This is a genomic window from Streptomyces similanensis (genome assembly GCF_039543625.1).
Taxonomy (GTDB): Bacteria; Actinomycetota; Actinomycetes; order Streptomycetales; family Streptomycetaceae; genus Streptomyces; species Streptomyces similanensis.
In genome coordinates, this window is sequence record NZ_BAABKC010000011.1 from 186,513 (window position 1) to 211,287 (window position 24,775).

The 24,775-nt window shown below is 74.9% G+C and carries 18 protein-coding genes; 6 read left to right on the forward strand and 12 right to left on the reverse strand.

Translation table 11 applies throughout. The features are described from left to right. Window positions 1–235: 235 nt before the first annotated feature. Window positions 236–919, reverse strand: a complete 684-nt coding sequence (locus ABEB07_RS04135) for a DUF3000 domain-containing protein (protein ID WP_164588794.1) — start codon at window positions 917–919, stop codon at window positions 236–238. Window positions 920–1,045: 126 nt separating this feature from the next. Between ABEB07_RS04135 and hemE the strand changes: the two genes are divergently transcribed. Then, window positions 1,046–2,116 carry a uroporphyrinogen decarboxylase gene (gene hemE, locus ABEB07_RS04140; protein ID WP_345667046.1) on the forward strand — a complete coding sequence of 357 codons (1,071 nt, stop codon included), beginning with the start codon at window positions 1,046–1,048 and terminating at the stop codon, window positions 2,114–2,116. Between the two features lie 73 nt (window positions 2,117–2,189). Here hemE and ABEB07_RS04145 read toward each other — a convergent pair whose 3' ends face one another. The 3 genes from ABEB07_RS04145 to ABEB07_RS04155 all read right to left on the reverse strand — a co-directional run bounded on the left by ABEB07_RS04145 (window position 2,190) and on the right by ABEB07_RS04155 (window position 7,989). Then, window positions 2,190–4,505, reverse strand: coding sequence for a glycosyl hydrolase family 18 protein (locus ABEB07_RS04145; RefSeq protein ID WP_345667047.1), 2,316 nt, complete (start codon window positions 4,503–4,505; stop codon window positions 2,190–2,192). A 259-nt stretch (window positions 4,506–4,764) separates the two neighbouring features. Next, window positions 4,765–5,841, reverse strand: a complete 1,077-nt coding sequence (locus tag ABEB07_RS04150) for a YncE family protein (RefSeq protein ID WP_345667049.1) — start codon at window positions 5,839–5,841, stop codon at window positions 4,765–4,767. Between the two features lie 225 nt (window positions 5,842–6,066). Beyond that, window positions 6,067–7,989: a hypothetical protein gene (locus ABEB07_RS04155; RefSeq protein ID WP_345667050.1), complete on the reverse strand. Its 1,923-nt coding sequence runs from the start codon at window positions 7,987–7,989 to the stop codon at window positions 6,067–6,069. Between the two features lie 273 nt (window positions 7,990–8,262). On the opposite strand from ABEB07_RS04155, the gene fes reads away from it, so the two are divergent. Further along, complete coding sequence (fes, locus tag ABEB07_RS04160; protein ID WP_345667157.1) at window positions 8,263–9,525, forward strand: enterochelin esterase; 1,263 nt, start codon at window positions 8,263–8,265, stop codon at window positions 9,523–9,525. A 501-nt stretch (window positions 9,526–10,026) separates the two neighbouring features. Here fes and ABEB07_RS04165 read toward each other — a convergent pair. The 7 genes from ABEB07_RS04165 to ABEB07_RS04195 all read right to left on the reverse strand — a co-directional run bounded on the left by ABEB07_RS04165 (window position 10,027) and on the right by ABEB07_RS04195 (window position 19,648). Continuing rightward, complete coding sequence (locus ABEB07_RS04165) at window positions 10,027–13,959, reverse strand: amino acid adenylation domain-containing protein (protein ID WP_345667051.1); 3,933 nt, start codon at window positions 13,957–13,959, stop codon at window positions 10,027–10,029. Further along, entirely contained in the window at window positions 13,956–14,183 is a 228-nt protein-coding gene (locus ABEB07_RS04170) for a phosphopantetheine-binding protein (protein ID WP_164588228.1), read from the reverse strand. Before ABEB07_RS04170 ends, ABEB07_RS04165 begins: the two co-directional genes overlap by 4 nt. A gap of 5 nt (window positions 14,184–14,188) precedes the next feature. Beyond that, on the reverse strand, window positions 14,189–14,821 hold the full coding sequence (locus tag ABEB07_RS04175) for an isochorismatase family protein (RefSeq protein ID WP_176150922.1): 633 nt from the start codon (window positions 14,819–14,821) through the stop codon (window positions 14,189–14,191). 15 nt (window positions 14,822–14,836) lie between these two features. Then, on the reverse strand, window positions 14,837–16,510 hold the full coding sequence (locus ABEB07_RS04180) for a (2,3-dihydroxybenzoyl)adenylate synthase (protein WP_425588946.1): 1,674 nt from the start codon (window positions 16,508–16,510) through the stop codon (window positions 14,837–14,839). After that, on the reverse strand, window positions 16,507–17,721 hold the full coding sequence (locus ABEB07_RS04185; RefSeq protein WP_345667052.1) for an isochorismate synthase: 1,215 nt from the start codon (window positions 17,719–17,721) through the stop codon (window positions 16,507–16,509). Before ABEB07_RS04185 ends, ABEB07_RS04180 begins: the two co-directional genes overlap by 4 nt. 50 nt (window positions 17,722–17,771) lie before the next feature. After that, the gene (locus ABEB07_RS04190; protein ID WP_345667159.1) at window positions 17,772–18,578 is read right to left on the reverse strand and encodes a 2,3-dihydro-2,3-dihydroxybenzoate dehydrogenase; all 807 of its coding nucleotides are present in this window, start codon (window positions 18,576–18,578) and stop codon (window positions 17,772–17,774) included. Between the two features lie 86 nt (window positions 18,579–18,664). After that, a complete protein-coding gene (locus ABEB07_RS04195; RefSeq protein ID WP_176150924.1) occupies window positions 18,665–19,648 on the reverse strand; it encodes an ABC transporter substrate-binding protein in 984 nt (327 codons plus the stop codon). A gap of 188 nt (window positions 19,649–19,836) precedes the next feature. Here ABEB07_RS04195 and ABEB07_RS04200 point away from each other — a divergent pair, with 188 nt between their 5' ends. The 4 genes from ABEB07_RS04200 (at window position 19,837) to ABEB07_RS04215 (ending at window position 23,871) form a co-directional block, all read left to right on the forward strand. Then, window positions 19,837–20,895: a FecCD family ABC transporter permease gene (locus ABEB07_RS04200; protein ID WP_345667053.1), complete on the forward strand. Its 1,059-nt coding sequence runs from the start codon at window positions 19,837–19,839 to the stop codon at window positions 20,893–20,895. Continuing rightward, entirely contained in the window at window positions 20,892–22,211 is a 1,320-nt protein-coding gene (locus ABEB07_RS04205; RefSeq protein WP_345667054.1) for a FecCD family ABC transporter permease, read from the forward strand. The genes ABEB07_RS04200 and ABEB07_RS04205 overlap by 4 nt, the downstream gene beginning before the upstream one ends. Further along, entirely contained in the window at window positions 22,208–23,011 is an 804-nt protein-coding gene (locus tag ABEB07_RS04210; protein WP_345667055.1) for an ABC transporter ATP-binding protein, read from the forward strand. The genes ABEB07_RS04205 and ABEB07_RS04210 overlap by 4 nt, the downstream gene beginning before the upstream one ends. 116 nt (window positions 23,012–23,127) lie before the next feature. Continuing rightward, window positions 23,128–23,871 carry an FAD binding domain-containing protein gene (locus tag ABEB07_RS04215; RefSeq protein ID WP_345667056.1) on the forward strand — a complete coding sequence of 248 codons (744 nt, stop codon included), beginning with the start codon at window positions 23,128–23,130 and terminating at the stop codon, window positions 23,869–23,871. 40 nt (window positions 23,872–23,911) lie between these two features. Here the strand turns inward: ABEB07_RS04215 and ABEB07_RS04220 are convergent, their stop codons facing one another. Next, entirely contained in the window at window positions 23,912–24,745 is an 834-nt protein-coding gene (locus tag ABEB07_RS04220) for a rhomboid family intramembrane serine protease (protein ID WP_345667057.1), read from the reverse strand. Between the last annotated feature and the right edge of the window lie 30 nt (window positions 24,746–24,775).

Genomic DNA, 24,775 nt, shown 5'->3' on the forward strand with positions numbered 1-24,775 from the left:
AAGGTCGAATCGGTTCACTCAGGGCCGTTCGGGGTCGCTACATGTCCGAAAGTGGCCGTATCGACAAAGTGACGGCAAGGAACGGGTGAGTCGCCCGCGGTCGTGCTGACCGAGATGCCTGGCCCGGCCGCGGACGGCACTCGGATCGGCCGCGGACAGCACTCGGCCCGGGCGGGAGGTTCCCGTCCGGGCCGGTGGGTGGAGGCGTGGGAGAAGTGGGTCGTCGGCGCCGCGCTCAGCGCGACTGCGGGCCGCGCCGCTGCGGCAGCGTCACCACCGAGGCGTCGCCGGGGCCGGCCGGCGGCAGACCCGCGACCTGGGCCAGCAGGTCCGACCAGGCGGCCAGGTGCCCCCCGCAGTCCGGGATCCCGCCCAGCCCCTCGCGCGGCGTCCAGGAGGCGCGGATCTCGATCTGCGAGGCGGCCGGCCGCGCGGAGAGCCCGCCGAAGTAATGCGAGCCGGCCCGGGTGACCGTGCCGCTGGGCTCGCCGCAGGCCAGACCGCGCGCCTGCAACGCCCCGGTCAGCCAGGACCAGCACACCTCCGGCAGCAGCGGATCGGCGGCCATCTCCGGCTCCAGCTCCGCGCGCACCAGCGTGACCAGCCGGAACGTGCCCCGCCAGGCGTCGTGCCCGGCCGGGTCGTGCAGCAGCACCAGCCTGCCGTCCGCGAGGTCCTGCTCACCGTCGACGACGGCGGCCTCCAGCGCGTACGCGAACGGCGCGAGCCGCTTGGGCGGCGGCACCGGCTCGATCTCCAGCTGCGGCCGCAGCCGCGCGGCCCGCAGCGCCTCCACGGCCGCCCGGAAGGGCAGCGGGGCCTCGTCCCCCCTGTTCGCATGCGCGTCCCCTTCCTTCGCCTCCTTCGCGTCGTCCATTCCGCCAGCGTCGTCCGACAGTCGTCCCTGAGCCGCAGCCATGCCGGGAAGATTAAGGGGAAGCGGGCCTTCGTGCAGGGCAAGACACCCCGCCGCGGCCGCCGGCGCCGTCCGGGGGCCCGTACACCGGGGCCGTCGCGCACCCGGGGGCGTGCGAGACTTGCCACCGTGAGTGCCAACGAGACGCATGCCGGCCACCAGCCGCCGACCGCCACCTACGACTCCGCCTTCCTCAAGGCGTGCCGGCGCGAACCCGTGCCGCACACCCCCGTGTGGTTCATGCGCCAGGCCGGGCGCTCGCTGCCGGAGTACCGCAAGGTGCGCGAGGGCATCGCGATGCTGGACTCCTGCATGCGCCCCGATCTGGTCGCCGAGATCACCCTCCAGCCGGTGCGCCGGCACGACGTGGACGCGGCGATCTACTTCAGCGACATCGTCGTGCCGCTGAAGGCCATCGGCGTCGAGCTGGACATCAAGCCCGGCCTCGGCCCCGTGGTCGAGCGCCCGTTCCGCACCCGCGAGGACCTGGCCCGGCTGCGCGACCTCACCCCCGAGGACGTCTCCTACGTCACCGAGGCGATCGGCCTGCTCACCCGCGAGCTGGGGGCGACCCCGCTCATCGGCTTCGCCGGCGCCCCCTTCACCCTCGCGAGCTACCTCGTGGAGGGCGGCCCGTCGCGGACGTACGAGAACGCCAAGGCGATGATGTACGGCGACCCCGAGCTGTGGGCCGACCTGCTGGACCGGCTCGCCGCGATCACGTCCGCCTTCCTGAAGGTGCAGATCGAGGCCGGCGCGAGCGCCGTGCAGCTCTTCGACTCCTGGGCCGGCGCCCTCGCCCCCGCCGACTACCGCCGCTCGGTGCTGCCGGCCTCCGCGAAGGTCTTCGAGGCCGTCGCCGGCTACGGCGTGCCCCGCATCCACTTCGGCGTCGGCACCGGCGAGCTGCTCGGCCTGCTGGGCGAGGCCGGCGCGGACGTCGTCGGCGTCGACTGGCGGGTCCCGCTGGACGAGGCGGCCCGCCGCGTCGGGCCCGGCAAGGCGCTCCAGGGCAACCTCGACCCGACCGTGCTGTTCGCCTCCCGCGAGGCCGTCGAGGCCAAGACCCGCGAGGTGCTGGACGCCGCCGCCGGTCTGGAGGGCCACGTCTTCAACCTCGGCCACGGCGTCATGCCGGCCACCGACCCGGACGCGCTCACCCGCCTCGTGGCGTACGTGCACGAGCGCACCGCCCGCTGAGGCGCGAGCCGGGTCCCGCACCCGCGACCCGGGCGGGCGGTCCGCCGACCGCCCGCCCGGGAGCCCGCTCCGGCTATTTCAGGCCGTCGTTCAGCGCGGTCATCAGCCGGCCGTCCGGGGTGTCGCCCGACATCTCCCAGACGAAGCCGCCCAGCAGCCCCTTGGACTTGATCCAGGCCGTCTTCTTCCCGATCGACCAGGCGTCGTCGAACGTCCACCACTGGCCGCCCGGGCCGGTGTAGCCGTACGTCGAGACGGACTGCTCGTCATGGCGCACGGTCATGGCCGGGAAGCTGGTGATCAGGTTGTTGTAGCCGCGTACCCCGGCCTCGGTGTCGAACTGGCCGGGCGCCGCGCCGTTCGCGTCCTGCCACTCACCGGCCGCCCCGCCGTCGGTCACCCCCTGCCAGCCGCGCCCGTAGAACGGGAAACCCACCGTCAGCTTGCGGGGGTTGGCCCCGGCGTCGAGATACACCTTGACCGCGTCCTCGACACTGAAGTGGAAGGGGTACGGGTCCTGCGCGTCGGCGTACAGGTTGGAGCCGTCGCCGGTGCGCTTGGGCTCCCAGGAGTTGTCGCTGCCGGCGCCGTGGAAGTCGTAGCCCTGCACGTTGGCGTAGTCGAGCGAGTCGAAGATCCGGCTCAGGTCCCAGCCGGCGGAGATCTTCGCCGGGTCGGCCGGGGTGAACGCGGTCAGCAGCCGGTGCGCGCCGCCGAGCGCGTCGAGCTGCTTGCGGAACTCGGCGAGCAGCGCGGTGAGGTTGGCCTTGTCCTGGGCGCCGTAGTGGTTGCCCGGGTGGCCTTCGGAGCCGGGCCACTCCCAGTCGATGTCGATGCCGTCGAAGATGCCGGCGGCCGTGCCGGGGCCGCCCGCGCCGTTGTAGACGGGCAGATCGCCCTTGATCCACACGTCGACGCAGGACTTGACGAACTTCTCCCGCGAGGCAGCGGTGGCGGCGGCGTCCGAGAAGAACTTCGAGTACGTCCAGCCACCGAGTGACACCACGACCTTCAGCTTGGGGTACTTGGCCTTGAGCTTCTTCAACTGGTTGAGATTGCCCCGGAGTTTGCCCCAGCCGTCGTCGGCGACGCCGTCCACCGACTGGTCGGCGGACATGGGGCGGGCGTAGTCGGCGTCCGCGTCGCCCGCGCCGGTGCCCTCGTCGGGGTCCTGCGGGTTGGCGGAGACGCCCTTGGTGACCCCGGCCTGGCAGGTGAGGTTGGCCGGATCGAGGTTCTCGAAGGCGTAGTTGACCACGTCGAGCTTGGCCGCCGCGCCCGAGGTGTCGAGGTTCTTCACGAAGTACTGGCGGCCGTAGATGCCCCACTGCGCGAAGTAGCCCACCTTGAGCTGCTTGCCCGCCCCGGCCACGTCGTCGGTGGTGGCGGTCACCGCGTTCGAGGCCGGCGAGGCGTTGTCGGCGGTGTCGCGGGCCTTGACGGTGAAGGTGTAGGCGGTGGCCGGGGAGAGGCCGTCGACGGTGGCCGTCGTGGTGTCCGCGCCGACCGTCCTGACCAGGGCGCCGCCGCGGTAGACGTCGTAGGCGGCCACGGCCACGTTGTCGGAGGATTTGTCCCAGGCCAGGCCGACGCTGGAGGACGTCGTGCCGGTGGCGCGCAGGCTGCCGGGCGTAGTCGGCGGCGTCGGGTCGCTCGCCGGGTCTACGGTGCGCACGGTGAGCGGGGCGCTCGCCGGTCCGGCGTTGCCGCGGGTGTCCTTGGCGCGCACGGTGAACGTGTAGCCCGTCGCCGGGGTGAGCCCGGTGACGGTGGCCGAGGTGGTGGTCGCGGTGGCCACGGTGGCCGAGCCGCTGAGCACCTCGTAGGAGGCCACGGCGTGGTCGCCGCCCTGCGCGGCGGCCCAGCTCAGCGCGACCGAGTGCGCCGTGACCGCGGTGGCGCGCGGCGCGCCGGGCGCGGTCGGCGGGACGTCGGGGGAGCCGTCGCACTTGTCGCCGTTGACGGTGCAGCCGGTCGGGGCGCCGATCGGCCCGTTGGCGATGAACCAGTAGCTGTACGGCTCGGTGCTGCCGCCGGCCGGCACGGTGGCGTTGTAGAAGGCGTTCTTCACGCTCACGTGCCGTCCGGAGACGGTCGCGTCGCCGTTGTAGTGGCCGGTCACGGAGACCCCGGCCGGCAGGTCGAACTCCAGGCTCCAGCCGCTGACGGCGGCCGGACCGCTGTTGTGGACGACGTAGGTGCCCTTCCACCAGGAGCCGTTGTCCTGGGTGGTGAAGGTCGCCGTCAGCGTCCCGGCCGCGTGCGCGGGCGCGGCGAGCGCGGTGAGCATCGCGAGCGGCAGGAGCAGGGCGGCGCCCAGGGCGGTGAGCAGCGTCCTGAGCGAGGTTCTGCGGGCGGGTGCGTGCGGTGGTCTGCGCCGGTGGAACATGGCTCTCCCTGTCGTCGTGGGGTGGTACAGGGGTGAGGTGAACCGTGCGTGCGCGGTGCCTGTCCGAGCGCCCACAACGTAGAAGGTCTGGACCAATGCGTCAACGGCTTCGCTGAGCCGATTGGTCGAGACCACCGAATGGCTGGAACCGGCGGTCGGGCGGGGGGTGTTGCGTCCGGTGACGCGCCGCAGCCCGGCTCCTCCGGGAGGGAGAAGCCGGGCTGCGGAATCGCTCTGTGCGGTGTCGGATCCGTGCGGCTCAGCGCGCGATGCGGATGCGGTGCACCTGGTCCAGGCCCTCCGGGCCGGCGCCGGACTTGTCCACCACGTAGGCGGTGCCCTCGTCGACGGTGACGTGGTTCGGGTTGGCGCCGGTGGCCAGGGTCTCCACGACCGCGCCCTTGCGGGGGTCGATCACCGAGACGTCGGCGTCCGTGCGGTTGACCACCAGGACGCGGCCGGTGCGCGCGTCGGCGGCCACGGACAGCGCGCCCGCGCCCGTCGGGACGGTCTTGGCGACGGCGCCCTTGCGCAGGTCGACCACCGAGAGGGCGCCCGCGGTCTGGTCGGCGGCGTAGGCGGTGCGGCCGTCGGCGGACAGGGCCACCGAGATCGGGCCGTCGCCGGCCGGGACGAACCGCGGGTCCTTGGCGAACGGCGAGACCACGATCAGGCGGTCGCCGTTCAGGTCGGCCGCGTACACCGTGCCGGTGCGCTCGTTGACGGCGAGACCGGCCGGGCCGGCGCCCTCGACGGTGACGCGCTTCTTCTCCTGGAAGGTGCGGGTGTCGAAGGCGACCACGCTGCCGTCGCCGAAGCCGCTGGCCCAGGCCAGGTTGTGGCGCTCGTCCACGACCACCTCGCGGGCGTGGGCGACGTTCGGCAGGGTCGCCAGGTGCTTGCCGGTGCGCTGGTCGTAGACCGCGACGGAGTTGTTGCGGGTGTTGGTCGTCCAGACGGTGTTGTGCTCGTCGTCCACGGCGACGCCGTAGACGGCCTCGACGGCGCCGGTGGCCGCGTCGGTGACCGGCGGGGTGTACGTGGCCTTCACCGCCAGGGTCTTCGGGTCGACCTTGAGCAGCGCCGAGGAGGCGACCGGCGGCCGGCCCACCGCGGTGGTCGCCCACAGCACGTGGTTCCGCTCGGAGTACGCCGACTGGTACAGGCCCTTGGCGAGCGGGGCCGAGGTGAGGGTCGAGGTGTGCGCGGGCTGCTGCGGGTGGCCGGTGTGCGCGGAGGCGGTGCCGGTGAGCGCGAGCACGCTGCCCGAGGCGAGGGCCACGGCGATGGCGCTGATACGGCGGACTCGGTGGACCTGGCGGGTGGCTGCGGACATGCTGCGTCGGTCTCCTTGGTGGACAGGGCCTCCCGGCGGGGGGAGGTGGACACGATCAACTTAGCTTAGGCTTACCTAACTTTTTGCTCGGGACGGCTGTGGCGCTGGTCACAACTGCCGTACGAGGTCGGTCTCCTGACGGCGTATCAGTCCAGGGCATGGCTCGGAGGGGTGCCCCGCTCCTCTGTGACGAGCGGGGCACCCCTCCGGGTGGAGCGGGTCGGGTCAGGCGCCTTCGGCCGGCCGGGCCGGGCGGCGGCGCACGACGAACACGGTGGTGGCCGCGGCGCCGGCGGCCCCGCCCAGCGCGGCGGCCGCGGCGGACCACGCGACGGTCGCGTAGGAGACCTCGGAGCGCACCGAGGCCACCGGGGCGGTGACCGGGGCGACTTCGGCGCCGTTCGCGGCCGTGGTGGCAGCGCCGGCCGCCGCGACGCCCGGCCGGGTCACCTTGAAGTCCACCTTCAGCGTGGTGGGCGGGTTCGGGGCGAGGAAGCGCAGCCAGTGCGCCCCGGCCGGGGTGTCGGCCGGTATGGCCACGTCGCCCTCGTACGCGCCGGTGGCGTCGGCCTTCCACTGGCCGAGGATGGCGTCGTCGTCCAGTTTGACGGTGACGGTTTGGCCCGCCGGGAACTTCTCCACCGTGAAGTGCAGGGTGCCGCCCGGCTGGACCTCGCTGGCGGTGATCCGCGCCTTCGCGCCGCGGGAGTTGGAGGCGGCGGCCGGGGCTCCGGTCGCGGCCGGGACGGGCGCCGTGCCGCCGCCCGCCTGACCGCCGGCCGTGCCGGAACCGCCCGTGCCGGAACCGCCCGTGCCGGAACCGCCCGTGCCCGCGCCGCCCGTGCCGGAGCCGGACGCCGGGTCCGCGCCGGAGGTGACGGTGAAGTCGGCGCGCAGGCTGGTGGGCGGGTTGGGGGCGAGGAAACGCAGCCAGTGCGCGCCCTTGGCGGTGCCCTGCGGGACGGTCACGCTCGCGGAGAGGGAGCCGTCCGCGCCGATGCCGCCGGACCACTGGCCGATGATCTCGCTGTCGTCCAGTTTCACGGTCAGCTGCTGGCCGGCCGGGAAGCCGGTGACCCGGAAGCTCACCTTGCCGCCCGCGGCCACGCTCGATCCGGCGGTGATGGTGGCGGAGGCGCCGCTGGTGTTGCCGCCACCGCCGCCGCTGTCGCCGGAGCCGCCGCCGGTGTTCGTGCCGCCGGTGCCGGAACCGCCGGTGGAGCCGCCTCCGCCGCTCCCGCCGGTGGATCCGCCTCCGCCGGTCGAACCGCCGCCTGTGGAGCCGCCGCCCGTGGAGCCGCCGTCACCCGTGCCGCCCGTGCCGCCTCCGCCGGACGAGGTCACCGTGATGTCGGCGCGCAGGCTGGTGGGCGGGTTCGGGGCGAGGAAGCGCAGCCAGTGGCCGCCGCCCGAGGTGCCCTTGGGGACGGTGACCGACCCGGAGAACGCGCCGTCGGCACCGACCGCCTTCTGCCACTGGCCGAGGATGGTGTTGTCGTCCAGCTTGACGGTGACCGTCTGGCCCTTGGCGAAGCCGCTGAGCGCGAAGGAGACCTTGCCGCCCGCCGCGACGCGGTCGCCGCCGGTCAGCCGCACCTTCGGCTCGGCGGCCGGCGTCGGCTTGGGCGTCGGGGTGGGCGTGGGAGTGGGCGTCGGGGTCGGGGTCGGGGTGGGCGTCGGGGTCGGGGTGGGGGTCGAGGGGTCCGTGACGGTCAGGTCGTCGCTGCGCACGCTGGTCTGCGGGGCGAGGAAGCGCAGCCAGTGCCCGGCGCCGGGCGCGGCCTCGGCCGGGATCGTCACGGAACCGGCCGCGCTGCCGTCGTCGCCGATCGGGAACTGCTTGAGCAGCGTCTTGTCGTCCAGCTTCACGCTGAGCGTGGCGCCGGCCGGGAAGCCCGAGACGGTGAAGGACACCTGACCGCCCGGCGCCACCGAGCGCGCCCCGAGGGAGACGGTGGGCGCGGTGGCGTCCGCGGCGAGGGCCACGGTGCCGGGGGTGGCCGGCGAGCCCGCGGGCGCGGTGGCGAACGGCGCGGCGAGCGCGCCGAGTCCGAGGGCCGCGCCGGCCGTCAGGGCCGCGGTGCGGGCGGCGCGGCGGCTGCCCCGGGAGGCGGACGACGGGGTGCGGGTGGGTCTACCGGAGGTCATGTTCGTTGCTCCTGGCGGGCAGAAGTGAGGCGGGGGCGCGATGCGCGGAACGTGCGTAGGGCGCGCGGGGGCGCCGGAGAGGCCGGACCCGCGAGCTGACTTAGGTTAGCCTAACCTCAATTTTCGGTCACGGTGACTGCCCTCACGTCGACCCCCGCCCGGAACCTCACCCCTTGATGTCCGACCCGGTGCGGCGCACCGAGGTAAGGTACACCTAAGTCGATCAACGCCGTGTCCATCAACGCCGTGTCCCGCGTACCGGAGTCGCCCCGTATGACCCTGACCGCGCCGCCCGAGGGCGCCCCGCAGCATCCGCCCCGCCTGGCGCGCCCCGACGCGCTGCCGCTGCTCGTCGCACCGCCCTTCGCGCTGCCCGGACCTGACGGTCTGTCAGGCTTCTGGGCGGACGTGCGCCGCCGGGGCACCCCGCTGGTCTCCGCCGACCCGTTGGGCAGTGCCGACCACCGGGCCGTCACCTTCCTGTGGCGCGGCACGCCCGCGACCCGCGCGGTGCAGGTGCTGCCCAACAAGCTCGGCGACCCGCGCGCCCCCGAGGGCAACCTCATGCGGCACGCGGCCGGAACCGACGTGTGGCACTGGACGGTTCGGTTGCGTACGGACTGGCGCGGCACCTACGACGTCTTCGTGGACGAGGGCGACGGGCCCGCGCCCGGGGAGCCGGGCTACTGGCCCTGGCTGCGCGGCCAGGTCCGCGCCGACCCGTTCAACTCGCGCAGCCTGCCACGGCGCTGGAGCGGACAGCCGGTCGGCTACGCCGAACTCCCGGACGCTCCCGACGCGGTGGACTGGGAGCCGCGCCCGGACGTGCCGCGTGGCACGGTGACCGAGCACGTGGTGACGAGCGAACTCCTCGGCGACAGCAGGCGCGTCTGGCTCTACGAGCCCGCCGCCGAGCACGCGCGGCGCGCCGTCGACGGCCTGCCCGTCCTGGTCCTGCTGGACGGTGAGCACTGGCAGCCCCGGCTCGGCCTCGCGCACCTGCTGGACAACCTCGTCGCCGACGGCCGGATCCCGCCCGTCGCGGCCGTGCTGCCGGAGTCCGTGGACGCGGGCACCCGCTGGACGCAGCTGACCTGCCGGCCGGAGTTCGTGGCCTTCCTGGAGCGGGAGTTGCTGCCCTGGGCGGCGAGCAGACTGCCGCTGACCGAGGACCCGGCGCGCACGGTGGTGGCCGGGCAGAGCCTCGGCGGACTCACCGCCGCCTACGCCGCCGCGCACAGCCCGTACCGCTTCGGCAACGCGCTCGTCCAGTCCGGCTCGTTCTGGTGGCCCGACGGGCCCGAGCCGGAGTGGCTGACCGGTGAACTGGCCGCCGCGAAGCGGCTTCCGGTGCGCTTCTGGCTCTCCTTCGGCGAACAGGAGTGGGTGGCCCTGCCCGCCGCCCGCCGACTGCGCGACACGCTGGCCGCCGCGGGCTACGACGACGCCGTGTACCGCGAGTTCAACGGCGGCCACGACTACCTGTGCTGGCGCACCGAACTCACCGAGGGACTGGTGGGGTTGCTGGGCGACTGAGCCCGGACACACCCCGCTCGGGCGGGGCCGCGACGTCGAGGAGCGGCCGGCCGGTGACCGGTGCGGGCCGTGGGCCCGCGCCCAGCCGGACCGTCCCGAGCGGCGGTCCGGACAGGCCCTCGCCGGTTGCCTTGACCAGCGCCTCCGTGCGCGTCCAGCAGCGACGTGCCGCAGTGGGTGTGGCGGCCGGCTCTGATCGGCTGCCCGCAGCCGGGGCGCGGCAGCCTCACCGGCGGCGCCCGCCCGGCCGGGACGCCGAGGCAGGCGCCCAGCGGCGCGCGCCGCCACGCGCCCCGCCACCGGGCAGGCCCTCGCCCCCACCGCGCGCCGCGACAGGTGCCATCGGCACGGCGCCCGGTCCGGACAGGTGCACCAGGCACACGTGTGACCCGTCGGCCGACTCGGGCAGCGGGCCCGCCGGCGTCCCCGGCCGACTCCGGGGCCGCGGCGGGTCCGTCACCGCACCGGTACGTCCGCCGGGGGCGGCCCCGGCGGACGTCCTCACCCGTCCAGTTCCTCCAGCCGGGCCGACAGCACCGAGGCGATCGTGTCCAGGTGGGCGTCCCGCAGGAGCTGGGGGTGAGTGCAGTCCAGGTCGTGGTTGTCGATCGCCCCGGCGACGTGCGGACGCCAGGCCTCCCGGGTCAGCCAGTCCTCCGCGCGCGGGGCGGCGGCCGTGAAGAACAGCACGTCGCCGTCGAAGCGCCGGTGCCGGTGCTCGCGCATCATCCGCGCGTGGTTCGGCACGATGTCGACGATCCGCGCCAGCGTCCGGTCGCCGAGCCCGGCCAGCGGACTGCCCGCCCGGCGCAGGGTGGCAAGCACGTCCTCGCGGGTGCGTTCGCCCGCCCGCTCGAAACCGGCCATCCGCAGCACCGCGGTCAGCGCGTCGCCCTCCTCGGGCGCGGGCCGCTCGCGCCACTGCTCGGCCGGGAAGGCGTCCAGCAGCGCCAGCAGGTCGACCCGCTCACCGGCCTCCCGCAGCAGCACGGCCACCGTGTGCGCGAGGATGCCGCCCACCGACCAGCCCACCAGCCGGTACGGGCCGTGCGGCTGGATCTCCCGGATGCGCGCCGCGTAGTCCTCCGCCTCCTCCTGGAGGGTGCGCGGCAGCGGCTCGTCGTCGTCCAGACCGCGGGCCTGGATGCCGTACAGCGGCTGGTCGGGGCCGAGCCGGGCGGACAGCCCGGCGTAGCACCAGGCGAGGCCGCCGGCCGGGTGGACGGCGAACAGCGGGGTGCGCTCGCCGCCGCTGCGCAGCGCCAGCACCACGCCGAGGGCGTCCCCGGCGGCCGGCGCGGCGGTGGCCAGGCGGGCGGCGAGCGCGGCCGGGGTGGGGGCCTCGAACAGCGAGCCGATGGTCAGCTCGGCGCCGAACTCCTCCCGCGCCCGTGCCACCAGCCGCACCGCGAGCAGCGAGGTGCCGCCCAGGTCGAAGAACGTGTCGTCGGGGCCGACCTGTTCGAGGCCGAGCACGGCGGCGAAGATCCGGGTCAGCGCGGCCTCGCGGGCGTCGGCCGGTTCCCGGCCCCGCCCGGACCCGGCGAACACGGGCGGCGGCAGCTCGCGCCGCTCCAGCTTGCCGCTCGGGCCGAGCGGGAACGCCGCCAGCGCGACGACCGCCGACGGCACCATGTGCTCGGGCAGTTCGCGCGCCACCCCGGCCCGTACGGCGGCCGGGTCGGCGCCGCCGGTGACGTAGCCGACGAGCAGCTGCTCGCCGGGGCGGTCCTCGCGCACCAGCGCGCACGCGCCGTCCACGCCGTCCTGCGCGGCGAGCGCCGCCTCGATCTCGCCCAGTTCGATGCGCTGGCCGCGCAGTTTGACCTGGTGGTCGGTGCGGCCGAGGTACTCGACCTCGCCGTGCTCCGTCCACCGGGCCACATCGCCGGTGCGGTACATGCGGCTGCCCGGCGCGCCGAACGGGTCGGTGACGAACCGCTCCGCCGTCAGTTCCGGCCGCCCCAGATAGCCGTCGGCCAACTGCCGCCCGGCCAGATACAGTTCGCCGGGCACGCCGGGCGGGCAGGGCCGCCGCGCGGCGTCCAGGACGTACAGGCGGGTGTTCCACACCGGCCGGCCGATGGGCACCGGGCCGGACCCGTCCGGGTCGCAGGCGTGGTACGTGACGTCGACGGCCGCCTCGGTCGGGCCGTACAGGTTGTGCAGGGCGACGCCCGGCAGGGTGCGCGCGAAGACGTGCGCGCTCTCGCGGGGGAGCGCCTCGCCGCTGCAGAACACCCGGCGCAGCGGCTCGGCGCAGTCGGCGGCCGCCGGCTCGGTGAGGAACACCTGGAGCATGGACGGCACGAAGTGGCAGGTGGTGACGGCCTGTTCGCGGATCAGCCGGGCCAGCCGCGCCGGGTCCTTGTGCGCGCCCGGCTCGGCGACGACCAGGGTGGCGCCCTCGCGCAGCGGCCAGAAGAACTCCCACACGGACACGTCGAACGACGACGGCGTCTTCTGGAGCACCCGGTCCTGGCCGGTCAGCCCGTAGGCGTGCTGCATCCAGCGCAGCCGGTTGTCGATCGCCGAGTGCGGGACGACGACGCCCTTGGGGCGGCCGGTGGAGCCGGAGGTGTAGATGACGTACGCCGGGTGGGCGGGGGTCAGCGCCCGGGCCGGGTTCACCCACGGCCGCCCCGAGACGTCCAGCGTCCCGAGGTCCACCAGCGGCACCCCGGTGTCCTCGGGCAGCCGTCCGGCGCGGTCGGTGATCGCGCAGACCGGCGCCGCGTCCTGGAGCATGTACGCCAGCCGCTGCGCCGGGTAGTCCGGGTCCAGCGGCAGATAGGCGGCGCCCGCCTTGAGCACCGCGAGCAGCGCCACGACCAGTTCCGCCGAGCGCGGCACGGAGACCGCCACCACCGCGCCCGGCCGCGCGCCGAGCGACTGGAGGTGGTGGGCCAGCCGGTTGGCGCGCTCGTCGAGTTCGCGGTAGGTGAGGCGGGTGTCGCCGTGGACCAGCGCGGTCGCCCCGGGGGTGCGGGCCGCCTGCGCCTCGATCGGGCCGATCAGCGTGGTGGGCGGCACCGGCTGCTCGGTGTGGTTGAACTCCTCCAGCACCAGCTCGAGTTCCCGCGGCGTCGCGATGTCGAGACCGGCCGTGGGCCGGTGCGGGTCGCTGCCGGAGATCCGGTCGAGCAGGTGCAGGAACCGCTCCTGGTGCGCGGCGAGCGCGGCGTCGTCGTAGAGCGCCGGGTTGCCGTCGTGGTCGATGGCCAGGCCGTGGCCGTCGGCGCGGTCGTAGACGTTGACCGTCAGGTCCTCCACCGGCCCGGCGGACAGGTTGCGGGCGCGGGCTGGCGAGCCGGCGAAGTCGACGCCGTAGTCGAACGGCATGATGTTGACCAACGGGCCGACCAGGGCGCGCTGTTCGCCGAGCAGGCCGAGGTCGCGGCGGATGTCCTCGTAGCGGTGGCGCTGGTGGCGGCGGACCTCGCGGACGCCGAGCACCACCTGCCGCACCAGCTCGGCGAAGGTCGCCTCGGGGGTGACGGCGAGCCGCAGCGGCAGCACGTTCATCACCATGCCGGGCACGCGCAGCGCGACGCCGCCCATCCGGCCCATCATCGGCAGGCCGAGCACCACGTCCGCCCGGCCCGCGGCCCGCGAGACGTACAGCGCCTGCGCCGCGATCAGCACGTCCGGCCAGGTGGCGCGCAGCCCCGCGGCCAGTTCCCGCAGCCGTTCGGTGGCCTCGGGCGACAGCCGGGCGCCGCGGCGGCGGAAGGTGCGCGAGGGCAGCGCGCCGCGGCCCGCCAGGCGCGGCGCCTCCGGGCGGTCGGCGAACGCCGCCGCCCAGTGCGCGCGGTCGGCCGCGTGCGCCTCGGACGCGCGGTACGCCGCGTCGTCCTCGACCAGGTCGGCCAGGCGGCCGAACCGGCAGGCCGGCGGCTGTTCGCCGCGGGCCAGGGCGGTGTGCACCTCGGCGGTGCGGCGCACCAGCAGCGAGTAGCCGTAGCCGTCCATGACGAGGTGGTGGATGCGCTGGTACCACAGCCAGCGCTCGTCGCCGACGCGGAACAGGGCGTGCTGGAACAGCGGCCCGGCCGCCAGGTCGAACGGTTCGGCCAGGTCGGCCCGCATCCAGGCGAGCGCCCGCCGCTCCGGATCGCGTTCCGCGCGCAGGTCCTCGACCAGCAGCGGCAGTTCGACGTGCGCGCGGACGTGCTGGCGGGGTCCGTCGGGGCCGTCCTGGACGCGGACGCGCAGCGCGTCGCTCTCCGCGACGACCTGCCGCAGCGCCTCGGCGAACACGGCCGGGTCCAGCGGGCCGTCGATCTCCAGGCACTCCGCGGTGTTCTGGGCGGGGCTGAGCGGGTCGAGCGCCTGGGCGTACCACATGCCCGACTGGGCGGCGGTGAGCGGCAGTTCGACGCTCACGGGGGCGGTGGAGGCCGGGCCGGGGCCGTCGGCGAGCAGGGTGGTCACGAGACCCCCAGCAGGGCCGCCCACGCCTCGACGGTGGGCTGTTCGGCCAGGTCGGCGAAGTCGGCGGCGACGGTGTGCTCGCGGCGCCAGCGCTCCAGCAGCGTCATGACGCGCACCGAGTCCAGGCCGTAGTCGACCAGGTTCTCGTCGTCGGGTATGTCGGCCGGGTCCTCGCCGAGACAGTCGGCGACGTCGGCACGGATCTGTTCCAGAGTGAGGGCCATGCCGCTCACACCTCCTCGAAGAGCGCGTCGGCGGTGGTCACGACCGCGCAGCGGCCGGCGGCCCAGCGCAGGGCCATGTCGTGCTCCTCGCGGGAGAAGTCGGCGACGGCGTCGGCGACCACGAACGCCCGGATGTCCCGCGACCAGGCGTCGGCGGCCGTCATCATGACGCCGATGTGCGCGTACACGCCGACGATCGCGAGCTGGTCGCGGCCCCACGCGCGCATCCGGTCCTCCAGGTCCGTGCGGGCGAAGGCGCTGTACTTCCACTTGGTGAGCGTGTGGTCGCCCGGCTCGGGCGCGACGGCCTCGGGCACGGCGAGCACCTCGGGGTCGTCGGCGACGCCCGGCCCCCAGAAGTCCAGCTGGAGACCGCGCTGCTCGGGCGTCTGCCCGCCGCGCTGGGCCGAGTAGACCACCGGGACGCCGAGCCGGCGGGCCTCCTTCAGCAGCCGGGCGGTGTGGGCGAGCATGCCGGTCAGCGGTTCCTGCCCGGCCGGGAAGGCGGACAGGAAGTGCTGCTGGAGGTCGTGCACCAGCAGGACGGCGCGCGCCGGGTCCACGGTCCAGGACACCCGGTTGGCGGGCAACTCGGCCGGGACGGGCAGGGGATAGGCGGAGATCTTGGGAAGTGCCATGGTGTGGGGGGCCTTTCAGCGCCGCTCGGCGGTCGAACGCAGCTGCTTCTTGCTGACCTTGCCGATGCCGGTCTGCGGGAAGGCGTCGACGAACTCGACCAGGTCGGGAACCTTGTAGGCGGCGACGCCGCGCTCGCGGACGAACCGCTTGACGGCGACGGACCTGAGCGGTTCGGCGCCCTCGCGCAGGATCACGTAGGCGAGGGTGCGTTCGCCCAGGTACTCGTCGGGCACCGCGACCAGCGACACGTCGTGCACGGCCGGGTGGGCCAGGATGATGTTCTCGATCTCCTCGGCGGCGACCTTCTCGCCGCCCCGGTTGATCTGGTCCTTGGCCCGCCCCTCCACGACGAGGTGACCGCTCGGGGTGCGGCGCACGATGTCGCCGGTGCGGTAGAAGCCGTCCTCGGTGAACGCGCTCCGGTTGTGCTCGGGCGCGCGCCAGTAGCCGCGGATGGTGTACGGGCCGCGGGTGAGCAGATGCCCGAACGCGCCCTCGGGCACGTCCTGGTCGGCGTCGTCCACGATGCGTATCTCGTCGTCGGGCGAGATGGGCCGGCCCTGCGTGGTGACGACCGTCTCCGGATCGTCGTCCAGCCGCGTGTAGTTGACCAGTCCCTCGGCCATCCCGAACACCTGCATGAGCCGGCAGTCGAGGGCCGGCTCCAGCCGGCGCGCCGCCTGCTCGCTGTACTTCGCGCCGCCCACCAGGATCAGTTCCAGGCTGGACAGGTCGTGCGCGGTGGCCGCGGCGGCGTCCGTCCACACCAGGGCCAGCGGCGGCACCAGCCCGGTCATGGTGATCCGCTCCCGCTCGATCAGCTCGAACGCGGTCGCCGGATCGGGCTTGGGGCACAACACCGCCGTACCGCCCGCGTACAGCACGCCGAGCCAACCGGGCGAGCTCATCGGGAAGTTGTGCGCGGCCGGGAGCACGACGAGGAAGCGGGTGTCCGCGTCCACACCGCAGATCTCGTTGGAGCCGCGCAGCGAGTAGAGGTAGTCGTCGTGGGTGCGCGGGATCAGCTTGGACACCCCGGTCGTCCCGCCCGACAGCTGGAGGAACGCCAGCTCGTGCGGGGCCGGTCCGGCGAACGGGCCGGTCGGTTCGCACGGCACCTCGGACAGCGCGGTGTGCGCGCCGGGGTCGCCGGCCACGAACACGTGTTTCAGGCTCGGCGTGCCGGCCTGGACGCGGGCCGCCAGCTCCCGGTGGTCGTAGCCGGCGTGCACGTCCGGGACGACGTACGCGACGGCCTCGGAGAAGGCGCAGAAGTGGCCGATCTCGGTGTCCCGGTGGGCGGGCAGCGCGTACACCGGCAGCGCGCCGATCCGGAACAGCGCGAAGACGACCTCCACGAACGCGCCGACGTTCGGCAGCTGGACGACCACCCGGTCGCCGCGGCCGATGCCGCGCGCCGCGAACCCGGCGGCCAGCCGGTCGGCGGCCTCGTCCAGCTCCCGGTAGGTCCAGGTGCGGCGCTCGGGAGCCGGGTCGACGAGCGCGATCCGGTCGGGGTGGGCGGCGGCGCGCTCGCGCAGCATCCCGCCGAACGTCTCGCCGCGCCAGTGACCGGCCGCGCGGTAGCGCTCGGCGAAGTCGTCCGGCCAGGTGGGCGCGTCCACACCGGGGGTGAGGGCGTCCGCGTCGGGGGCGTCTGCGCCCGAGACAAGGGCGTCGGCGGTCACAGCGCGGCTCCCACGGCGTCCAGGAAGGTGCGGAACTTGGCGGCCGTCTCGGCGGTCTCGGCCTCCGGCGAGGACTGCGCGACCACGCCCGCGCCCGCGAACAGCCGGAGCGTGCGGCCCTCCGCCTCGGCGCACCGGATGGTCACCACCCACTCGCCGTCGCCGTCGGCGTCCTGCCAGCCGACCATGCCGGTGTACGCGCCCCGGTCGAAGGGCTCGGAGGCGGCGATCACGGAGCGCGCCACGTCGGTGGGCGTGCCGCACACCGCCGGGGTCGGGTGCAGCGCCGAGGCCAGGTCGAGGGCGGTGACCTCGGGTCCGGCGACCTCGCCGGTGACCGTCGTCGACAGGTGCCACATGGTGGCGGTGCGCACCAGGGTGGGCCGCTCGGGCACCTCCAGGCGCCCGCACAGCGGGGCCAGCGCACGCCGTACGGCGTCCACCACGACCGCGTGCTCGTGCAGATCCTTGGGCGACTCCAGCAGCGCCACCGCGCGGCGCACGTCCTCGGCCAGGTCGGCGCTGCGCGGCGCGGAGCCGGCCAGCGGGTTGGCGGTGAGCCGGTCGCCCCGCCGGGCGACGAGGAGTTCGGGGCTGGCGCCGATCAGGGTGCGGCCGGGGGCGCTGGGCACCGCGAAGGTGTAGCCGGACGGGTCGCGCCGGGCCAGCCGGTTCAGCATGGCCGGCAGGTCGGGGTCGTCGGGGGCGGTCAGCTCCAGGGTGCGGGCGAGGACCACCTTGTCGAACTCCCCGGCCCGCATCCGGGCCACCGCCGCGGCCACCGCGGCCCCGTACACCTCGGGCGCGGGCCACTCGCGCACCTGCCAGCCGGCGCCGTCCGCCGGGTCCTGGGCGGGCAGCGCGATCAGCGGGTCCTCGGCCAGCGCGGGCGCGCTGCGCACGGTGGCCGGGACGGCCAGGGCGGCCGGGGCGTCGGGGAGGAAGGGCACGGCGCCGAGCACCAGCGGCGCGGGCCGGTCCGGGCGGCGCAGACCGGTCAGCAGCTCGCTCACCCGCCGCGTCAAGGGCCGTTCGTCGTGCGGGACTTCGGCGGCCGTGCCGTGGGTGAGCAGGGTGCGCCGGGGGGTGGCGAGGAAGCGGTCGGCGCCGGCCCGGTAGTCGTCCAGCAGCGCGACGGCGGCGCCGGGGGTCAGGGCGGTGGGCGCGGTGGGCCCGGCGGCGAGGCCGGGGTCGCTCACGGGGGCGGTCATCGGGACTCCAGGGTGGGGGAAGCCGTAACTGGGCGCGGGGCGGCGGGCGGTCAGGCCCGCAGGGTCGCGCCGCCGTCCACGTACAGGTCGTGCAGGGTGATGTGGCGGGCGCGGTCGGAGACGAGGAAGGCGACGGCCTCGGCGACGTCGGACGGCTCGGCGATGCGGCCGAGCGGGATGCCGGTGCGGTACGCGGCCGGGTCGCCCTCGATGACGGCGCGGCGGCCGCTCTCGGCGCCACCGGGGGAGTTCTCCCACATCGCGCGCTGCATCTCGGTGAGGGTGGAGCCGGGGGAGACGGTGTTGCAGCGCACGCCGTGCGGCGCCACTTCGAGCCCCAGGCACTTGGTGAACATCACCGCGGCGGCCTTGGAGGCGGCGTAGGCGGCCATGCCGCTGCGCGGGACGCCGGCCGCGTTGGAGGCGACGGTGACGATGCTGCCGCGGCCCCGGGCGGTCATCCGGCGGGCGGCGGCCCGCGAGACGTGGAAGACGCCGTCGGTGTTGACGGCGAACACGGCCGCCCAGTCGGCGTCGGTCAGGTCCACCACGGGCGCGCCGCGCAGGATCCCGGCGACGTTGACGGCGATGTCGAGCGGGCCGAGCGTGTCCTCGGCCTCGGCGACCACCGCCTCCACCGCCTCGGCGTCGGTGACGTCCAGCGCGCGGGCGGTGACCTGATCGCCGAACCGCCCGGCCACGCGCGCGGGTTCGGGCAGCGCGAGGTCGGTGGCCAGCACGCGCGCGCCGCGCCCGGCGAGCGCCTCGACGACGGCCGCGCCGATGCCCCGGCCCGCCCCGGTCACCAGGGCGAGCCGGCCGGCGAGGTCCTGCTCCACCGGCCGTGCGGCTTCCACCGGCTGTACGGCTTCCACCGGCTGCGCGGCTTGCACGGGCTGTACGGCTTCCACGGGTCGTGCGGCTTCCACCGGCTGCGCGGCGCTCACTTGACCATGGCCTTGCGGATGTCGTCCAGCACCGAGACCGCGGCCTGCGCGCCGCCCAGGCTCGTCCACTTCGAGCCGTCGATCACGGTGGCGTGGTGCTCGCGGACGGCCTTCAGCTGCTGGTACGCGGGCTTCTTGGCGAGCTGGTCGAGCAGGCCCGCGTCCGGACCGGCGGACGACAGCGTGCCGATGAACAGCCAGTCGCCGTCGATCTCCTTCAGGTTCTCGTCGCTGATCGGCGTCGAGTGGCCCTCGCCCTTCTGGTTCTGGATGCCCGGACGCTTGAAGCCGAGGTCGTTCAGCACGTCGCTGATGAACACGCCCTGCTGCATCACGGCGGTGCCCTTGGCGGAGTAGCGGGCGACGGACACGGTCGCGCCGGCCTTCGCCCCGAGGTCCTTCTTCAGCGCGGCGGCCTGGGTGTCGTAGCCGGCGAGGAACTTCTTCGCCTCGTTGCTCCTGCCGAGCGCCTGCCCGGTCAGCTCCAGGGACTTCTTCCAGCTCTTGCTGCCGTCGATGGTGACGACCACGGGGGCGATCTTCTTCAGCTGCGCCAGCACCTGTTCGTCGGCGAGCTGGCCGGCGAGGATGACGTCGGGCTTGGCCTGGACGACCTTCTCGATGTCCGGGCCGGTCACCGCGCCGACCACGGGTATGCCCTCGGCCTGCTTGCTCAGGTACTCGGGGGCGCCCTTCTGCCCGCGTCCGGCGGTCAGGCCGACCGGCTTGACGCCGAGGGCGAGCGCGGAGTCCAGGTCCATCTCGCTGAGCGCGAGGACGCGTCGGGGAGCGGTGGGCACCGTCACCTTCGCGCCGGTCGCGTCGGTGACCGTGGTGGTGGTGCCCTTGCCCGCGGAACCGCCCGCCGAGGAGTCGTCGTCCGAGGAGCCGCACGCGCTCAGGACGAGGCCGCACGCGACGGCCAGGGCCGCGGCCGCGGTGCGACGGGTGGCGGGGGTGGAAAAGCGGGGCGCCATCATGGCCTGAAATCTCCGTTGTTCGACTGTCGTGACCCGCGGAGTGAGGCCACGATCCGGCACGCCGGGGCCCGTTCAGGCATGCGGAACGACCGGGCCCCGGACATGCGGGCGCACGGACCTCCCGCCGCCTGACGGGACGGCACTTAGGTTAGGCTAACCATATGCTCATTTCGAGGGGGTCGTCGCTCATGAAGTCCGGATCCGGTCGGCCCACGGGCCCACCCGTCCGGGGGCGCGCCGCCGTCTCCGCCACCGCGGCCCTCCTCGTGCTGCTGCTGGTCCTGTGCCTGCTCTCACTGCTGATCGGCACCGGCAGCAGCTCTCCGGCGCGCGCCTTCGCGTACCTGACCGGCGACGCCGCCGCCCGCGCCGATCCCCAACTGCGCCTGGCCGTCGTGGACGTACGGCTGCCGCGTACCCTGGCCGCCGTCGTGGTCGGCCTCTGCCTGGGCACGGCGGGCTGCCTGCTCCAGGCCGCCACCCGCAACCCGCTCGCCGAGACCGGACTGCTCGGCGTCAACTCCGGCGCCGCGTTCGCCGTCGTCGTCGGACTCACCTTCTTCGGCGCCTCCTCGCCGACCGCGCTGCTGGTGTGGGCGCTGGCCGGCGGCATGGCCGCGAGCGCGGTCGTCCTGCTGCTGGCGGCGAGCGGCCGCGCCGCCGGGTCGCCGCTGAGGCTGGTGCTGGCCGGTTCGGCGCTCGGCGCCACCTTCCACGGCATGACGTCGTACGTCCTGCTCGGCACCCAGTCCACCTTCGACGTCTACCGCTACTGGACGATCGGCTCGCTCGCCGGCGTGCGCACCTCCGAACTCCTGCCGCTGCTGCCGCTGGTGGCCGTCGGCCTCGCCGTCGCGCTCGGCTGCGCCCGTCCGCTGGCCGCGCTCGGCCTCGGCGACGACAGCGCCCGCTCGCTGGGCCACCACCCCGGCCGGGTCCGCCTGGTGGTCGCCGGCGCCGTCTCGCTGCTGGCCGGCTGCGCGGTCGCCGTCGCGGGACCGATCGCCTTCCTCGGCCTGCTCGCCCCGTACGCCGCCCGCGCCGTGGTCGGCGCGAGCATGTCCGGCCAGCTGGTCCTGTCGGCGCTGATCGCCGCCGATGTGATGATCGTTGCCGACCTCCTCGCCCGGGTCGTCATCCGGCCCTGGGAGGCGCCGGTGAGCGTCCTGCTCGCCTTCGTCGGCGGCCCCCTCCTCGTCTGGATAGCCCGCTCCTCCCGTCTCTCCACCGCCGGAGCCGCCTCATGACCCCGCCCGCCCGCGGCCCGCACCCCGCCGCCGACCCGCAGGCCCCCGGCGGCGAAGCCACGGCGCCCGCCGCCCCGCGCGCGGAGAGCGAGCCGACCGGGCCGGCCGGGCCCGCCAGGCCGACCGGGCCCGCCAGGCCGACCGGGCCCGCCAGGCCGACCGGGCCTGCCAGGCCGGAGGCCGTCACCGCCCCGGAGGCCGTCACCGCCCGGGCGGACGTCACCGCCCCGGAGGCCGTCACCGCCCGGGCGGACGCCACCGTCCCGGCGGCCGCCCTCGTCCCCGAGGACAGCGTCGTCCTGCGCGGCGGAACCTTCTCATGGCTCTTCCCGCGGCGCGGCGCGCTCGTCGCCGCGCTGCTCGTGCCGGTGCTCGTCGTCCTGGTCGCGCTCGCGGTGATGGCGAGTTCGACGGGGATGAGCCCGCGCGACACCCTCTCCGGGCTGCTCGGCACGGGCGATCCCGGCACCGTCATGATCGTGCGGGACTTCCGGCTGCCGCGCGTGTGCGTCGGCGTCATGGTCGGCGCGGCCCTCGGCGTCGCCGGCTGCCTCACCCAGACCCTGGCCGGCAACCGCCTGGCCACCCCCGACCTCATCGGCGTCAACGAGGGCGCGACCGCCGCCGTGGTGGCCACCGCCGCCGGCTCCTCGACCGGCATGGTCGGCGACTGGTGGCTCGGCCCGCTCGGCGCCGTCGCCGCCGCGGTCCTGGTGGTGCTGTGCGCGGGCGGCGCGGGCAGCGCCGGATACCGCGTCCTGGTCGTCGGCATCGGCGTCTCCACCGTCATCGGCGCCGTGGGCGACCTCGTCATGTCCCGCGAGAACGACAACACCGCGGGCGGCGTGTTCCTCTGGGCCGTCGGCAGCCTCAACGGCCGCGACTGGCACGTGGGCACACCCCTGCTGATCGTGCTCCTCTTCCTCCTGCCGCTCGCCCTCGCCGCCGGCCACCGCCTCCAGCTCCTGCGCTTCGACGACGACACGGCCGCCTGCCTCGGCGTCGACCTGCGCCGGCTGCGCGCCGCCGCGCTCGCGCTGGCCGTCGCCCTGGCCGGCGTGGCCGTCGGCGTCGGCGGCCCCATCGCCTTCGTCGCGCTCGCCGCCCCGATCGTCGCCGGCCGGCTGAGCGGCCCCACCCGGGTGCCGGTGACCGGCTCCGCGCTCACCGGCGCCGCCCTGATCACCGCCGCCGACGCCCTCGGCCGCGTCGTCGCCCCCGTCGAACTCCCCGTCGGCGTCGTCACCAGCGTCCTGGGCGGCCCCTTCCTCCTCTGGGTCCTCTTCCGCACCGACTCCACCACCGGAAAGGCATGACCACTCCCATGACCGACGCCCATCCCGGCCTCCAGGTGCGCGGCCTGCACGCGGGATACCCCGGCCGGCCCGTCGTCCAGGACGTCGACCTGAGCGTCCCCGCCGGACACGTGGCCGCCGTCGTCGGCCCCAACGGCTGCGGCAAGTCGACCCTGTTGCGCACCATCGCCCGCCTGCACCGCCCCACACGGGGCGCCGTACTGGCCGACGGCGCCGACATCTGGAAACTGACTCAACGTCAAGTAGCGCACCTCGTCGCCCTGTTGCCGCAGTCGCCGCGGGCGCCGGAGGCCGTCACCGTCGCCGGACTGGTCCGCTACGGCCGCCACCCGCACCAGGGCCTGCTGCGCCAGTGGTCCCGCGAGGACGAACGCGCCGTACGCGACGCCCTGGAGGCCACCGGCACCACCACGCTCGCCGGCGAGCGGCTCGACCGGCTCTCCGGCGGCCAGCGCCAGCGCTGCTGGCTCGCCATGGTGCTCGCCCAGCACACCCCCGTGGTCCTGCTCGACGAACCCACCAGCGCACTCGACCTCGGCCACGTCGTCGACGTGCTCACCCTCGTACGGCAGGTGGCCGCCGCCGGGCGGACCGTGGTCATGGTGCTGCACGACCTGGCCTCCGCCGCCCGCTACGCCGACACCCTGATCGCCATGAAGGACGGCCGCGTCGTCGCCCAGGGCCCGCCCCAGGAGATCGTGGACGAGGCGCTCGTCAAGGAGCTGTACGACCTGGAGGCCGACATCCTGCGCGCGCCCGGCGACGCCTGCCCGGTCGTCGTCCCGCGAGCGCGCGGATGAACGCGCGCGTGTGAGCCCTGTACGCGCCCCCCGCCGTGCGGTGAAAATGCGCCGTGCCGACGGGCGGCCGACCGAGGGCCGTCCGTCCGAGTCCCCAGAGAGGCAGGGTGGCTGAGGTGTTGGTACGTCTGCCCAAGACCGTGTCGCACGCGCGGGAGCACTTGGCCGAGGGAGCGGTGCCGATAGGCGGCGCGACCCTCGTCTGGGCCACCTGGCAGCGCGACGGATTCCCCGAACAGGCCATGTCGCTGCGCGAGTTGCCGCAGGCCAACGTCATCGGTCCGGAGGAACTGGGCGGCGCGGTGGTGCTGAGCCGCGTCGACGGCCGGGTCCCGTACGTGCTGCGCGCGGCGGCCGGCTCCGTGGGCACCGGCGCGGTGCGCCGGGCGGCGACGGTCGGCGGCAACCTCGCGGGCAGCGCGCTGCGCTGTCTGCTGCCCGCGGCCCTGGTCCTGGAGGCCCGCGCGACCGTCCTGGCCGCGCACGGCGTCTACGAGACCGATCTCGCCGAGGTGACGGCCAAGCGCCCGGTCCTGCTCGGGCTGCGCTGGAACACGCCGGTCGCCAGCGCCTACCGCAAGCTGCCCGGCGAGGCGGGCGGCGCGCCGCCCCTCGTCGTCGCCACCGCCCTGCACGCCGGCGCCGACGGACGCCACCGCCTGCGCGCCGCCGTCCGCGACGGCTACGAGGTGCTGACCGCGACCGCGAGCGGGACTGGGACCGCGACGGGGACCCGCGGCCCGGACCCCGCCCCTCTTCTGGACGAGCTGCGCGAGACCCCCGTGGCGGACGTCCCCGACGCCTGGAACCTCGTCACCGAACAGGTGACCACACTCCTGGCCGCGGCCCCCGACCGCTGAGAACCGGCCGCCACCGGCCTGTCCGCCACCGTCCCTGCCGCTACCAGCCCGGCCGTTGCGCTCCCGGCCGCGCCCGCCGCCCGAACAGCAGCCCCTGCGGCTCGGGCGGCGGCGGGGTGCCGGGGCGCAGCGGCAGGACGAGCAGCATGCCGACGACGAAGCCGACGACGTGGGCCGTGTACGCGACGGTGCCCGCCTCGGAGACGGCGTCGCCCGCCGAGTAGAACGCCTGGAGCACGAACCAGAAGCCCAGCACGATCCAGGCGGGCAGCCGGAGCGGCAGGAAGATCAGGAACGGCACGAGGACCCACACCCTGGCCCTCGGGTACAGCACCAGATACGCCCCGCAGACCCCCGCGATCGCCCCCGACGCGCCGATCAGCGGCTGGGCGGAGTCCGCGTTGAGCAGCGCGAACCCGTATCCGGCGGCGTACCCGCAGGCGACGTAGAACAGGGTGAAGCGGATGTGCCCCATCCGGTCCTCGATGTTGTTGCCGAAGATGAACAGGAACAGCATGTTGCCGAGCAGGTGCAGCCAGCTGCCGTGCAGGAACATCGCGGACAGGACGGACAGCGCGGGCGACTTGTCGTACGTCGGCGGGCCCAGCACGCAGCCCGGCCCGTGCACGCCCACCCCCGTGTCGCCGGTCGGCACCAGCGCCGGCAGCCGGCCGTGGATCAGCTCGCGGGGCACCAGCGCCCACTGCTCCGTGAACGCGTGCAGGTGGCACAGCTGCGCGAGGGTGCCCTGCCCCGTCGCGGAACCGGAGACGGCGGGCGTCAGCAGGAACACCACGAAGTTCGCGGCGATCAGGGCGTACGTCACCCACGGGGTGCGCCGCGTCGGGTTCAGATCATGGACGGGGATGACCACAGGTAAGTACTGCCCGCGACGCGCCCGGCG

Bases quoted from the DNA above. Each gene is read 5' to 3' on its own strand.
- ABEB07_RS04135 (WP_164588794.1), bottom strand. From the start codon at position 919: ATGGCTGCGGCTCAGGGACGACTGTCGGACGACGCTGGCGGAATGGAC.
- ABEB07_RS04145 (WP_345667047.1), bottom strand. From the start codon at position 4,505: ATGTTCCACCGGCGCAGACCACCGCACGCACCCGCCCGCAGAACCTCG.
- ABEB07_RS04150 (WP_345667049.1), bottom strand. From the start codon at position 5,841: ATGTCCGCAGCCACCCGCCAGGTCCACCGAGTCCGCCGTATCAGCGCC.
- ABEB07_RS04155 (WP_345667050.1), bottom strand. From the start codon at position 7,989: ATGACCTCCGGTAGACCCACCCGCACCCCGTCGTCCGCCTCCCGGGGC.
- fes (WP_345667157.1), top strand. From the start codon at position 8,263: ATGACCCTGACCGCGCCGCCCGAGGGCGCCCCGCAGCATCCGCCCCGC.
- ABEB07_RS04170 (WP_164588228.1), bottom strand. From the start codon at position 14,183: ATGGCCCTCACTCTGGAACAGATCCGTGCCGACGTCGCCGACTGTCTC.
- ABEB07_RS04175 (WP_176150922.1), bottom strand. From the start codon at position 14,821: ATGGCACTTCCCAAGATCTCCGCCTATCCCCTGCCCGTCCCGGCCGAG.
- ABEB07_RS04185 (WP_345667052.1), bottom strand. From the start codon at position 17,721: ATGACCGCCCCCGTGAGCGACCCCGGCCTCGCCGCCGGGCCCACCGCG.
- ABEB07_RS04195 (WP_176150924.1), bottom strand. From the start codon at position 19,648: ATGATGGCGCCCCGCTTTTCCACCCCCGCCACCCGTCGCACCGCGGCC.
- ABEB07_RS04200 (WP_345667053.1), top strand. From the start codon at position 19,837: ATGAAGTCCGGATCCGGTCGGCCCACGGGCCCACCCGTCCGGGGGCGC.
- ABEB07_RS04205 (WP_345667054.1), top strand. From the start codon at position 20,892: ATGACCCCGCCCGCCCGCGGCCCGCACCCCGCCGCCGACCCGCAGGCC.
- ABEB07_RS04210 (WP_345667055.1), top strand. From the start codon at position 22,208: ATGACCACTCCCATGACCGACGCCCATCCCGGCCTCCAGGTGCGCGGC.